The 13,761-nt window shown below is 26.0% G+C and carries 17 protein-coding genes and 1 pseudogene; all 18 read left to right on the top strand.

Annotated elements, in window-relative coordinates; translation table 11 throughout:
* Positions 1-2: 2 nt before the first annotated feature.
* The 18 genes and pseudogenes from MOV42_RS04725 to MOV42_RS04810 all read left to right on the top strand — a co-directional run bounded on the left by MOV42_RS04725 (position 3) and on the right by MOV42_RS04810 (position 13,761).
* Complete coding sequence (locus tag MOV42_RS04725; protein WP_324172637.1) at positions 3-773, top strand: aldolase/citrate lyase family protein; 771 nt, start codon at positions 3-5, stop codon at positions 771-773.
* A complete protein-coding gene (locus MOV42_RS04730; RefSeq protein ID WP_324172638.1) occupies positions 773-1,420 on the top strand; it encodes a cytidylyltransferase domain-containing protein in 648 nt (215 codons plus the stop codon). Before MOV42_RS04725 ends, MOV42_RS04730 begins: the two co-directional genes overlap by 1 nt.
* Positions 1,413-2,336 (top strand): NAD-dependent epimerase/dehydratase family protein, encoded by a 924-nt coding sequence (locus MOV42_RS04735; RefSeq protein ID WP_324172639.1) that lies wholly within the window; start codon positions 1,413-1,415, stop codon positions 2,334-2,336. Before MOV42_RS04730 ends, MOV42_RS04735 begins: the two co-directional genes overlap by 8 nt.
* A complete protein-coding gene (locus MOV42_RS04740) occupies positions 2,333-3,052 on the top strand; it encodes a cytidylyltransferase domain-containing protein (RefSeq protein WP_324172640.1) in 720 nt (239 codons plus the stop codon). Before MOV42_RS04735 ends, MOV42_RS04740 begins: the two co-directional genes overlap by 4 nt.
* Complete coding sequence (locus MOV42_RS04745) at positions 3,039-4,478, top strand: hypothetical protein (protein WP_324172641.1); 1,440 nt, start codon at positions 3,039-3,041, stop codon at positions 4,476-4,478. The genes MOV42_RS04740 and MOV42_RS04745 overlap by 14 nt, the downstream gene beginning before the upstream one ends.
* Positions 4,475-5,281 (top strand): TIGR04325 family methyltransferase, encoded by an 807-nt coding sequence (locus MOV42_RS04750; protein ID WP_324172642.1) that lies wholly within the window; start codon positions 4,475-4,477, stop codon positions 5,279-5,281. Before MOV42_RS04745 ends, MOV42_RS04750 begins: the two co-directional genes overlap by 4 nt.
* Positions 5,274-6,005 (top strand): class I SAM-dependent methyltransferase, encoded by a 732-nt coding sequence (locus tag MOV42_RS04755; RefSeq protein WP_324172643.1) that lies wholly within the window; start codon positions 5,274-5,276, stop codon positions 6,003-6,005. Before MOV42_RS04750 ends, MOV42_RS04755 begins: the two co-directional genes overlap by 8 nt.
* A 171-nt stretch (positions 6,006-6,176) precedes the next feature.
* The gene (locus tag MOV42_RS04760; protein WP_324172644.1) at positions 6,177-6,473 is read left to right on the top strand and encodes a nucleotidyltransferase domain-containing protein; all 297 of its coding nucleotides are present in this window, start codon (positions 6,177-6,179) and stop codon (positions 6,471-6,473) included.
* A complete protein-coding gene (locus MOV42_RS04765) occupies positions 6,470-6,949 on the top strand; it encodes a hypothetical protein (RefSeq protein ID WP_324172645.1) in 480 nt (159 codons plus the stop codon). The genes MOV42_RS04760 and MOV42_RS04765 overlap by 4 nt, the downstream gene beginning before the upstream one ends.
* 103 nt (positions 6,950-7,052) lie before the next feature.
* Positions 7,053-7,949 carry a hypothetical protein gene (locus MOV42_RS04770; RefSeq protein WP_324172646.1) on the top strand — a complete coding sequence of 299 codons (897 nt, stop codon included), beginning with the start codon at positions 7,053-7,055 and terminating at the stop codon, positions 7,947-7,949.
* Positions 7,950-8,309, top strand: a complete 360-nt coding sequence (locus MOV42_RS04775; protein ID WP_324172647.1) for an FdtA/QdtA family cupin domain-containing protein — start codon at positions 7,950-7,952, stop codon at positions 8,307-8,309.
* Positions 8,310-9,395, top strand: a complete 1,086-nt coding sequence (locus MOV42_RS04780) for a DegT/DnrJ/EryC1/StrS family aminotransferase (RefSeq protein ID WP_324172648.1) — start codon at positions 8,310-8,312, stop codon at positions 9,393-9,395.
* The gene (gene rfbA / locus MOV42_RS04785) at positions 9,392-10,261 is read left to right on the top strand and encodes a glucose-1-phosphate thymidylyltransferase RfbA (RefSeq protein ID WP_416385444.1); all 870 of its coding nucleotides are present in this window, start codon (positions 9,392-9,394) and stop codon (positions 10,259-10,261) included. Before MOV42_RS04780 ends, rfbA begins: the two co-directional genes overlap by 4 nt.
* 52 nt (positions 10,262-10,313) lie before the next feature.
* A pseudogene (locus tag MOV42_RS04790) lies at positions 10,314-10,616 on the top strand (type II toxin-antitoxin system PemK/MazF family toxin); the annotation flags it as partial.
* Between the two features lie 90 nt (positions 10,617-10,706).
* Positions 10,707-11,756: a dTDP-glucose 4,6-dehydratase gene (gene rfbB / locus MOV42_RS04795; protein WP_324173001.1), complete on the top strand. Its 1,050-nt coding sequence runs from the start codon at positions 10,707-10,709 to the stop codon at positions 11,754-11,756.
* Positions 11,746-11,862, top strand: a complete 117-nt coding sequence (locus MOV42_RS04800; RefSeq protein WP_324172650.1) for a glycosyltransferase — start codon at positions 11,746-11,748, stop codon at positions 11,860-11,862. Before rfbB ends, MOV42_RS04800 begins: the two co-directional genes overlap by 11 nt.
* Before the next feature lie 16 nt (positions 11,863-11,878).
* Positions 11,879-12,952, top strand: a complete 1,074-nt coding sequence (locus MOV42_RS04805) for an acyltransferase (protein WP_324172651.1) — start codon at positions 11,879-11,881, stop codon at positions 12,950-12,952.
* The gene (locus tag MOV42_RS04810; protein WP_324172652.1) at positions 12,949-13,761 is read left to right on the top strand and encodes a glycosyltransferase family 2 protein; all 813 of its coding nucleotides are present in this window, start codon (positions 12,949-12,951) and stop codon (positions 13,759-13,761) included. The genes MOV42_RS04805 and MOV42_RS04810 overlap by 4 nt, the downstream gene beginning before the upstream one ends.

A 13,761-nucleotide genomic window follows, 5' to 3' on the forward strand; every position in this document is an offset into this window, starting at 1 on the left:
ATATGTTTAGTATTGAAAAAAGACTGTACGAACAGCTTTGCATTCTTAGAGATGAATATAAATTAGAAGGCATTAAAGCGGAGTTCGAAGCAGAGGGTTCTTCTTTTAGGGACTTAATGCGACTTAGAAGACTTACTTCTAAAGCTAATGTAAAGTTGTTTATAAAAATAGGTGGAGTAGAAGCAATTCGAGATATTAAAGATGCCTTAGAAATAGATGTGGATGGACTAATTGCTCCCATGGTAGAGAGTAAATTTGGAGCTAAAAAATTTTTTGATAGTTTAGAAAAAATATATGGTTCTCATAAAATTCATACAACGCTAAATCTTGAAACTAAAAATGCTATGAATCAGTTAGATGAAATTTTAGAATTTGCAAATGGGAAGTTTGATAATATCACAATTGGTCGTTCTGATTTAACTGCATCCTATTTTGATGATAATATAAAACCAGATAGTGAATTTACATTCAAACTTTTAAATGAAATTGGACAAAAAATTAAGGATAAACATTTAACTTTTACAGTAGGAGGAAGTGTTTCTTCCAAAACAATTAAAAAAATAGAGAATCAATATAAAGGTTTAATAGAACTAATATATAAATTAGAAACAAGAAAAGTAATTTTACCTATGAAGTCTTTTATTGAAAATAAAGAAGCAATTAAGGAAGCAATAAAATTTGAAGAATTGTATATTCTATCAAAAAAAGAGTTTTCCGATCTCCACATGGCTTCTGAAATAGCAAGATTAACTGAATTAAAGAGGAGAATGTAATGAATTTTGCACTAATAATACCTGCACAAGAAACAAATAAATATCATAAATTTGGTGACTTAGCTCCCTTTGGCGACACGACACTTTTAGAATGGAAAATATCTCAGTGCAAAGAGTTTGCTAAATCAAGTCAAATATATATTAGTTCTAGTAGTTCTATTATTAAAGATATTGCACTAAAGGAAGAAGTCAATTTTATAAAACGGCATATAAATTTAAAATATGAAGATATGATTAGTGAAACTATAAAAAATTTAAATGTTGAACATATAATATGGATTCACACTACATCTCCTTTTATGTGTTCTCAAATTTATTCAAAAATGTATGATAACTATCAAGATGAAAATTTAAATTCATTAGTATCTGTAGAAATAAAAAAAGAATATGTATTTTATAAAAATAAAAAGTTGAATTTTAAAGATAATTTTATATCCAGAAAAAGTATTGATCCTATATATATCGTGACAAATGGTTGTTTTATTATAAATAAAAATATTTTACAAGAGAATAAGAATTTAATTACAGTAGATACAACTTTTTTTGAAGTTGACTCTTTTGTTGCTACTGAAATAAAAGAACCAAGTGATTACATGATTGCTAAAGATATGATTTCAATTTATTTTAGGAAGGAATTGAATGTATAATATCCTTATTTCAGGAGGAGCTGGATTTATAGGCACAGCTTTAGCAAAAAAACTGTTGACTTTAAATTATAAAATAACAATTATTGATTTGGAAAATAAATTTTCTTCAATTCACAATGAATTTGATTCATATATTTTAGATATTATTGACTATAAAAATTTTGAGATATTAAAAGGCAAGAATTATGATATTATATTTCATCTTGCAGCTCAAACATCTAGTGTAATTTCCCAAGAAGAACCAACGCTAGATGTTGATACGAATGTAAAAGGAACATTAAATATTTGCAATTTTGCAAGAGAATGTAATGCAAAGAAAATAGTATTTGCTTCTTCTATGGCAACTTACGGTAATGTAGAAGGTAAAATTACAGAACAAAGCAAACAAATACCTTTGTCTAATTATGGTGTTTCAAAAGTTTCAGGAGAATATTATATAAATATGTATAACCAATTTGGCATTAAAAATACAATTTTTAGATTGTTTAATGTGTATGGTCCTGGTCAAGACATGTCAAATCTTAGGCAAGGTATGGCAAGTATTTTTATGGCTCAATCAATTACTTCGAATGAAATAAAAGTCACAGGCTCTTTTGATAGATATCGAGATTTTGTATATATAGATGATGTTGTTGAGGCAATAATCCTCGGTATAGATGAAAAAACAGATTCGTCAATTTACAATGTTGGTTCAGAAAAAGCTACAACAGTTGCAGAATTATTAGATTTAATTTTAGAAATAAACGATAAGCCAAAAGGTGATTTTAAAGTTATAAATATTGGTTCTCATGACGGAGATCAATTTGGGTCTATTTCTGATTCTAGTAAATTATTAGAATTAGGTTGGAAAGCAGACGTATCTTTATTGGTAGGTATGAAGAACATGTATATGTATGCAAAAAAAGTGCTACTATGAATATAGTGGCTTTATTAACAGGTAGAGGAAATAATACTTTAGCCAATAAAAATATTTTGCCAGTTTTAGGAAAACCACTTATTAGTTATCCTGCAAATGCAGCAAAAAAAGTAGATAAAATCAATCACTTTTATATAAGTAGTGATGATGAAAAAATTTTAAATGTTGCGGTTAATTTAGGGTATAAAAAAATATTGAGACCTAAATCACTTGCTTCAGCTTCTTCAAAACATATTGATGCAATTTTACATGCCGTAGAATATATGAAAATAAATGACAATATTATACCAGATATTCTAATAGTTTTTTTAGCAAATTCTGCTACAGTAAAAAGTGAATGGATAGAACAAGGAATTAATTATATTTTAAAAGATAATTCTATATCTGCAGTAGTTCCTGTTTATCAAGAACAAGATCATCATCCTTATCGTGCAAAACGATTAAATAAAGATGGAAGTTTAGATGCTTTTTTTGATTTTACAGATATTGAAGTATCTACAAACAGACAAGAGCTTGAGCCATGCTATTTTTTAGGACATAATTTTTGGGTATTGAATATGAAAAATTCTCTATATTCAAAAAATGGACAAAAACCATGGATTTTTTTAGGAAATAATATAAAACCAATTATTGTAAATGAATGTTTTGATGTGCATACATTAGAGGATATTAAAAAAAGTGAAATATGGTTAAAAAATATAAATGAAATATATTAATATATTATATGTCATAAATCAAAATGTAAGTTTATTTAATTTGTGTAGTAGTATTAATTCTAATATAAGAAAAAATTTTTTAATTTTATCTACAAATTTATTGTTTCATAATGAGATAGAATATATAAAAAAGAATACAACTGATAAGAATCTAAATTTTCAAATATTTTCTGATTATTTAAATGATGAAGAGATGGAGCTATGTGATATTAAGGCTAGTAGCACTTTTAACAAATATAATTTTAATAATTCAGTTTTTATGAAGACGAGTACATTAAATAAAAATATGATTGTGAAAGAAAAATTATTGAAAAAATATGATATTTCTCATATGTTTCATATTACGGGATTAGGAATATCAGAAAAAATATGGGGAGTAGAATTATCGAATTTATTAGATATTAATAATAAGGAGATTAAATTTAGATTTCAAATAATAAATTTTTTTTTGCTTAAAATAAAAAAAAATATTCATACAGAATATATTATGTTTGACAATAAAAAATACTTTTTTTTAGGAAATACAAATCGCTTAAATTTTGAAAAAAATATTGTAATTGTAGAAAAAAATTATAATTATATATTGTTCGTTTTTTTACTTAAAATTGGTCTCATAAAATCAGATTATTTTATAAGTACTATTCATAATTATAATGCTGGATTAGCAGATATTATATTAAAGAATAACAGTGGTAAATACTGCATTTGTATTGATGGTTTTAATCCAAGTAATATGCCAAAAACGTACCTAGATATGTTTCGTAGAAATAGTATATTTATAATAAGAGATTTTATAGATAAAAAATGGTTTGATAAATTTAGAAAGATATCATTAAAACCATTTTCTTTTTTCAAAAAAGAACTATTTCTTAAAACTTCTACACCTCAAATTAAAAATATTTTATTAATGTTGAATCATTCAGCTGATTGGAGTGCTCTTATTAATAGAAGTGATACTGATATTTTGATTGAGAGTTTCGTAATGCTATCAAAGAATTTTCCTAATTTGAAATTTGTAATTAGGACTCATCCGACAATGACTCATCCGCATCATGAAGGTGTAAATTCGATAAAAAGAATTAAAGAATATATAAAATATATAAATTTAAAAAATTTAACTGTTTCAAATAATACACTAGAAAAAGATATTAAGAAAAATGATTTATTTTTAAGTGAATATTCTAATGCTTTTGTTGATTGTTTAAAGCAAGGAAAACTAGGATTGATATTAAATTTTACGAATCGCAGAAATTTTATGAATGATTATCAAAAATTGGGCTTTTCGTATTTAGATGATTCTAATTGTTTAACAAGTAAAATTAGTGATTATATTAATAATATTCAAAAATATGTAATAAATCAAAATAAGGCAGTGTCAAATTATAATGAAAAGCAGATTATACTTCTTGAAGGAATAAAACAATGAAACAATTTATAAAATCATTAATACCACCAATTTTATTAAATACTGTACAAAAGATGAGAAACAATAAGTACGGCTGGAAAGGTAACTATATCACTTGGCAAGAAGCTCAAAATGATTCTACTGGCTATGATACAGATAAAATCTTACAGACTGTTAAAAACTCACTTTTAAAAGTGAAAAATGGTGATGCTGTTTATGAAAGAGATAGTGTGATATTTGATGAGATTCAATACTCTTGGCAACTTTTAACAGGACTTATGTTTTGTGCCGCTAAAATGGAGGGAGGGGGATTAAAGGTGCTTGATTTTGGTGGAAGTTTAGGAAGTACATATTACCAAAATAAAAAGTTTTTAGATAAGTTAGATGATGTTTCATGGGGAATTGTAGAGCAAAAACATTTTGTAGATATTGGTAAAAAAGAATTTGAAGATGAAAGATTAAAATTTTTTTATGATGTAAATGAATGTGTGAAAAAAGAAAAATCAAATATTTTGTTACTCTCTAGTGTACTACAGTATATAGAAAAACCTTATGAATTATTAGATGATATTTTAAAAAATGATTTTGAATATATATTGATAGATAGGACACCATTTACTAAATACATTGAAAAAATAAAACTTCAAATTGTACCAGAAACTATATATGAGGCTAGTTATCCTTGTAGGTTTTTTGATGAGTCTAAGTTTGTCAAATATTTTTCAGATGCTGGATATAATCTATTTGAAGAGTTTAATGCTTTAGATGGTGAAACAGATGAATATAAATTTAAAGGGATGATATTGGAAAAAGCAAGTGTTTAAAAAACTAAAACAATTATATATAAACGAACAATTTAATCCAAAAATAATAGGGCTGTTTATAAATCCATTTTATTTTGCTAGAAAAGGATTGTATCAAAATGTATCTAGCTTAGTTTCTAAACTAAATGGAAGGCTACTAGATGTTGGGTGTGGTACAAAACCTTATGAAAATATATGTGATAATGTAAATGAATATATTGGATTAGAAATAGATGATGAGGGGAATAGACAACATAAATTTGCTGATATTTTTTATGATGGAGAAACTATTCCTTTTGAAAATAAATATTTTGATAGTATTCTTTCAAATCAAGTTTTTGAGCATGTATTTAATCCAAATAAGTTCTTACGAGAGATAAATAGGGTTACAAAAATGGGAGGAGTATTTCTTATGACAGTTCCATTTGTTTGGGATGAACATGAACAGCCTTATGATTATGCTAGATATTCTTCTTTTGGTTTGAAGTATATTTTGAGTGAGAATGGATTTGAAATAGTTGAGCATAGAAAAAGTAATAATGGATTGGAAGTTATATTTCAACTTATCAATGATTATATATTTAAAGTTACAATGACTAAAAGTTTGTATATAAATATACTTTTAATGTTAATTTTAATGGCACCTGTAAATATAATAGGATTAATTTTATCAAAGATATTACCAAAAAATGATGACTTATATCTTGATAATATAGTATTGGTAAAAAAAATAAAAGATCTATAACTACTGTACTTTATTTGATAGAAACTACCTAACTCGTGGTTTAAAGAGAGACAAAATTAAAATGTTCCGAAAACTAAAAATAGTAATCAAATAATACTATATGCTACTGGAGAAATAGAATTGCAAGTAAAGGTAAGCCTAAAGTATGATAAAATCTAATAGGAGCTTAAAATGCGACTCTCAAAGTATGAAATAATATCTATAAAAAAATCCTTTAAGTCAGTATTTGAAGATGGAGAAATATATCTTTTTGGTTCTCGTGTAGATGATAGTTTAAAGGGTGGGGATATAGATTTGTATATTGATTTAAATTATCCTATAAATATAAAAGAAAGATTAGATAAAAAAAGTAAATTTAGAATGAAATTAGAAGATAAAATAGGTGAACAAAAGATAGATATAATTATCTCAAAAGATAAATCAAGACTAATCGAACAAGAAGCATCACAAAAAGGTATAAAACTATGAATTTATATGAAGAAAAACTCATAAAAATTTTTAATGAATGCGACAAGCATATTATTAGAATAACTAGTTCATCTGGCAAGATGAAGTCAAATATTCCTTTAAATAAAGATAAATATTTAAATTTATTGGATGATGAAGTTGAGTATATTGACCAGTTTTTATTTAGATTTTCTAAGCTCCAAGATTCTATCGGAGAAAAGTTGTTTAAGACAATCTTATTATACCTTGATGAAAAGATAGAAAATAAACCATTTATTGATATATTAAATAGGCTAGAAAAATTAGAATTGCTAGATGATGTTAATGTATGGCGAGAACTAAGAGATGATAGAAACAATCTAGCTCATAACTATGATGATGACCCAGAAGAAACATCTGAAGTTATAAATAAATTATATAGTAAAAAAGAGATGTTGATAAATATATATCAACACATAAAAGATTTTTATAACAAAAGGCAGGAAAGTAATCAATGATAGATATAGAAGCACTTATGCTACTCAAACCTGTTAAATTTGTCTTATGATATATAATTACTGTACCTTATTTGATAGCAGTTATCTCACTCGTGGTTTGGCTATGTATGAATCACTTAAAAAATATAGTGATAAGTTTCATCTTTATATTTTCGCTTTTGATGATAAAAGTTATGAGTTACTTAAAAGATTAGATTTAGAATTTGTAACTATTATATCTTTAAAAGAGTTTGAAGATGAAGTGTTATTAAAGCTTAAAAGTAGTAGAAGTACAGGGGAATATTGTTGGACTTGTACTCCATCTACTATAAAATATTGTATAGAAACTTATAGTTTATCTTCTTGTACTTATCTTGATGCAGATTTGTATTTCTTCTCTAATCCCTCGGTATTAATAGATGAAATGAAAGATAAGTCTGTTTTGATAACAGAGCATAGATATACTCCTATGTATGAGCAAAGTGCTACAAGTGGGATATATTGTGTACAGTTTATGACATTTAAAAATGATAAAAATGGCATGAAAGTGTTAAATTGGTGGATAGATGCTTGTAATGACTGGTGTTATGCGAGAAATGAAGATGGCAAATTTGGGGATCAAAAATATCTTGATGATTGGACGAACAGATTTGAGGGTGTGCATGTGTTAAAAAACTTAGGGGGAGGGGTTGCCCCATGGAATATTCAACAATATGATTTATCTGATAATAAATTTAAATTAATTTTTTATCATTTTCACAATTATAAAATACTTGAAGATGATAAAATTGAATTTGGGACGTATAAGTTAAATAACAATGATATAAAGATATTATACATACCATATACTAAACATCTTAAAAAAATTACAAAAGAGTTAAAATTAATAGATAAGATTAATGATTATAATGGGATAGTCGAAAAGAAACCTTTTCATTGGAAAGATTCATTAAGAGTATTAAAAAGAAAAACTAAAGGTACTTATAATGTATTTACTAGAAAAGAATTATTAGGACAATAGATGGCATATATACTAGACTTACCAACATTTACAGATGAGCGTGGAAATTTAACTGTGGTTGAAAAGATTTTACCTTTTGAGATAAAAAGATTTTATTATATTTATGATGTTACAGATAAAAGAGGTGGTCATAGACATAAAAAAACTATACAAGCACTTATATCTTTGGGTGGCTCTTGTGAGGTTTATGTAAATAATGGAAAAGAATCTAATAAATATATTCTTGATACTGCAAATAAATGCTTAATCTTAAACCCAGAAGATTGGCATACAATGGATAAGTTCTCTAAAAATAGTACATTATTAGTATTTGCATCAGAATTTTATGATAAAAATGATTATATAGATGAGAAATATTAGATGATAGAGTATGAGAATTTACAAAAAGTAAATGAAATACTTTTCGATAAATATAAAGAAAATTTTGATAAATTTATAAGAAGTGGTTGGTATATACTAGGAAACCAAGTTAATAAATTTGAAGAAGAATTTGCTGATTTTTGTAGTACAAAGTATTGTGTAGGGGTAGCATCTGGGCTTGATGCTTTGATTCTTACTATAGATGCTTTTGATTTTCCAAAAAATAGTGAAATCATAGTACCCTCAAATACATATATTGCAACAATATTAGCAATACTAAGAAATGGATTTATACCTATACTAGTCGAACCAAATATAGATACTTACAATATAGACCCAGATAAAATAGAAGATAAAATTACACAAAATACAAAAGCTATTTTAATAGTTCATCTTTATGGAAAATCATGTGAGATGAATAAGATTTCATCTATAGTGCATAAATATAATTTAGAACTAATAGAAGATTGTGCTCAGGCTCATGGTGCTAAATTTAAAGGTCAAAAAGTTGGTAGTTTTGGTATCGGATGTTTTAGTTTCTATCCTACTAAAAATTTAGGTGCTTTAGGTGATGGAGGAGCTATAACTTGTGATGATGAAAATTATAAAGATAAAATAAAATCACTTAGAAACTATGGTAGTAGTAAAAAATATTATAATGATGATTTGGGGTACAATTCAAGACTTGATGAAATTCAAGCAGGTTTTTTATCTATAAAACTTAAGATTTTAGATGATATAACCAATCATAAAAGAGAATTAGCTAAACTTTATTTGGATAAATTAGATAATAGATTTGTTAAACCTGTTGTAGATAAAGATTATTTCGATGTCTATCATATCTTTAATATAAGACATAAAAAAAGAAATGAATTAAAAAGATATTTATTAGATAATGGTATAAAAACAGAGATACACTATCCTCTTTCTCCCAATAAGCAAAAGTCAATGATTGACTATATTAATGGTGAATATCCAATTAGTGAAGAGATACACAACACAACCCTTAGTTTGCCAATTTCTTATTTTCATACTAAAGATGATGTGATGAAAGTAATAAATATAATGAATGGATGGTTAAAATGAAAGGTATAATATTAGCAGGTGGAAGTGGTACACGACTTTATCCAATAACAAAATCAATTAGTAAACAACTATTACCAATATATGACAAGCCTATGATTTATTATCCATTATCAGTATTAATGTTGGCGGGTATACAAGAGATATTAATCATCTCAACTCCTCATGATCTTTCTAAATTTGAAGAACTTTTAGGTGATGGTAGTGATTGGGGTATACAATTGGAATACAAAGTGCAACCCAGTCCAGATGGTTTAGCCCAAGCATTTATCTTAGGTGAAGAATTTATTGGTGATGAGAATGTTGCTCTAGTTTTAGGGGATAATATATTTTATGGGCATGGATTCACTCCTTTACTTCAAGACGCAGCAGCTTTAAAAGAAGGTGCTAAAGTCTTTGGGTATCAAGTTAAAGACCCTGAAAGATTTGGAGTAGTTGAGTTTGATAAAAATATGAATGCCATGAGTATTGAAGAAAAACCTAAAAAACCTAAATCAAATTTTGCAGTAACAGGACTATATTTTTATGATAATAATGTAATCGAAATTGCAAAAAATGTTAAACCATCTTCTCGTGGAGAACTTGAGATAACTTCTATAAATGAAGAATATTTAAAAAGAGGTAAACTTAAAGTAGAGCTTTTAGGTCGTGGATTTGCTTGGTTAGATACTGGTACTCATGATAGCTTAATAGAAGCAGGACAATTTGTACAAACAATTGAACATAGGCAAGGATACAAAATAGCTTGTCTTGAAGAGATAGCGTATAATAACGGTTGGATTAATAAACAAAAAGTATTGGAGATAGCAAAACCACTTTTAAAAAATGGATACGGAAAGTATTTAGAAGAATTGGTAGAAAATGATTGATAAATTTAATACTTGGAATGAATTAAAACAAAAATTAGAAAATAAAAGTTTAATGCCATATAAACAAGGTGAAATTTATTTTATGTCGGTTGGACAAAATATAGGGCATGAAGTATATGGTAAAGATGAACTGTTTCTAAGACCAGTATTGGTTTATAGAAAATTATCAAAACAAACTTTTATTGGTATTCCTCTTAGTTCTAAAGAAAAAATTGGAAGTTATTTTTTTAATTTTAAGTATACGAAAAAAACTAATAGTACAGCTTTGCTAAATCAGATAAGAGTATTTGACATAAAAAGGGCAGAATATTATCATGGACATATAAACAAACATTATTTTGGAAATTTAAAAAGTAAGCTTATTGACTTAATAGATGTTACCCCAAACCCAAAAGGGAAAGGGAGCGGGCATTCTTCAAAGAAGTTGCCGAAATGTGAAAAAAGTATAACATATAAAAATACTTTTGTCAAGAAAAATAATAAAAGTATACTAGTCACAGGGTGCGCAGGATTTATAGGTAGTAACTTTGTACCATATTTTTTAGATAAATATGAAAATTACAATATTATCAATCTTGATTTATTAACTTATGCTGGAGATTTAAGAAATCTAAAAGAGTGCGAAGATAATGTGAGATATAAATTTATCAAAGGTGATATCTGCAATAGAGAATTAGTAGAATTGATATTTAAAAAATATGATATAAAAGGCGTCATACATTTTGCAGCAGAATCTCATGTCGATAACTCTATTGAAAATCCTGGTGTATTCATCGAAACAAATGTGAATGGTACTTTTACTTTAGTTGATGTTGCTAAAAATCATTGGATGGAGAAACCTTTTAATTATAAACCTGAATATAAAGACTGTAGATTTCATCATATATCTACTGATGAAGTATATGGTACATTAAATGAAACAGATTTATTCACTGAAGACACACCTTATGCTCCAAACTCTCCTTACAGTGCTTCAAAAGCATCCTCAGATATGATAATAAGATCTTATCAAGAAACTTATGGGTTAAATACAGTTATAACAAATTGTAGTAATAATTATGGACCAAAACAACATGATGAAAAACTAATTCCTACTATTATAAGAAAAGCATTAGCAGATGAAGCTATACCAATTTATGGTGATGGTAAGAATATAAGAGATTGGTTATATGTACTTGACCATTGTAAAGGTATTGATTTAGTTTATCATACAGGAAAGCAATCCAATGTATATAATATTGGTGGAAGAAATGAAAGAACTAACCTACAAATAGTAGATGCTATTTGTACAATTCTTGATAAAAAAGTATCTTCAAAAACTTTATCTTCTTATAAAGATTTAATTACTTTCGTAGAAGATAGAGCAGGACATGATAGAAGATATGCAATAGATGCTACAAAAATTGAAGATACTCTTGGATGGAAAGCTGATAACAATTTTAACACTGGTATTGTGAAGACTATTGAGTGGTACTTGGAAAAATATGAATCATAAACCAAAAATATCAATCATAACAGTAGTCTATAACGGTGAAAAATTCTTAGAAGAAACTATGAAAAGTGTCATAAATCAAAATTATGAAAACATAGAATATATTTAAAATAATGGATAAATAGTTGAACATTAAAAGAGAAATTTCAGATAAATTAAAAATTGTATCATTAATCTCAATCATATTGGTTATTTACATTCATTCTTATAACTTGAAGTCTTCAGATGGGAGTATACTATTTAGTCTTGATACATCTTTTTCTTATTTAAACAGTTTTATACAAAATATTATATCTCAAGGTTTTTCAAGAATTTCAGTGCCTATATTTTTTATGATTTCAGGCTACCTATTTTTTACTAACTTTAATATTTTGTCGTATAAAAGTAAAGTTTTAAAAAGGGTATATACACTATTAATCCCTTATTTATCTTGGTCAATGATTGTAGTTTTAATATTTTTTATATTACAGGCGATCCCATTTGCATCCAGTTTTTTCAACAGTATGCTTATAAAAGATTTATCACTAAATGAATTATTTTATAAAACATGGATTGATCCTATTAATTATCCTTTATGGTTTCTTAGAGACTTGATTGTTTTGGTGGTTCTTTCACCAATCATATTCTATTTTATAAAAAATTTCAAAAGTTTATTTTTTTTAATAATTGGCTTTATATGGTTATTTGGAATTGAAATCCCTTTATATAAATCAGAATCGGTGTTATTTTTTGCAATTGGAGGATACCTTTCAATAGTGAATGAAAAACTATTGTTAATAAAGTTATCAAATAAAATATTTCTTTTACTGATTATAGCTTATGTATTATTACTGAGTTACAGTGCCATAATTAATATATTAAAAATAGATATAAATTTAAGTATGAGTGACATAATCCATAAAATTTCTATTTTAATCGGAGTTATCACATTGTGGTATTTATTAGACAGGATTAATATAAAAACTCAAATAATTCTGTATATATCTGATTTTACATTTTTATTTTATGTTTTTCATGAACCATTATTAACCATTATTAAAAAGAGTATGTTTTTTCTTTTTGGATTTTCATCTGTCATTAGTTTAGTTACATATTTATTAACGCCAATAATTGTAGTGTTTTGTTTATTTATTTTTGGAAAAGTAATTAAAAAGAACCTACCAAAAACAACAGCCGTTATAACTGGGAATAGAATTTGAAAAATATAAGCAACTACGAAAAAAAAAAAATTATAGAAAATAAACCATTGGTCAGTATTGTTACAGTTGTGTTTAATGGTGAAAAATACCTTGAAGAGACGATACTTAGCGTAATAAATCAGACTTATATGAATGTTGAGTATATCATCATTGATGGTGGTTCTACTGATGAAACTGTTGACATTATTAAAAAATATGAAAATAAAATTGATTATTGGGTAAGTGAAAAAGATGCTGGAATTTATGACGCCATGAATAAGGGAATAGATTTAGTTAATGGAGATTGGATAAACTTTATGAATGCTGGAGATGTTTTTTATGATATAACTACTATAAAAAAAATATTTCAAAATAACCTACATGCAAATATAAATTTTATTTATGGTAATTTAGATATTAACTATGAAAGTTTTAATAAAACTAAAAAAGCTTTGTCGCTAGAATATTTTTGGAAAGGAATGCCGTTTTCTCATCAAAGCGTGTTTATAAATTCTTCTTTTCATAAGTTAAATAAATATAATCTAGATTATAAAATAGCTTCAGATTTTCATTTATTTTATAATTCTTATCAAAAAAAAAATAAATTTTATTATATAAATAAAACTATATCAGTCGTATTATTTGGCGGACTGAGTGATAATAACCATCTACAAGTTCTTGAAGAGAATTATCAGATTATAAAGGACAATAATTTCAAAACTAAATATTATATTTATTATCATTATATGCACATTATTGTAAGATTGAAAAATTTCATAAAACTTATTTTAGGTAATAAGCTTAGTTCTTTGGTTAAAAAAATAAAATGA

The organism is Sulfurimonas sp., assembly GCF_029027405.1.
Lineage (GTDB): Bacteria > Campylobacterota > Campylobacteria > Campylobacterales > Sulfurimonadaceae > Sulfurimonas.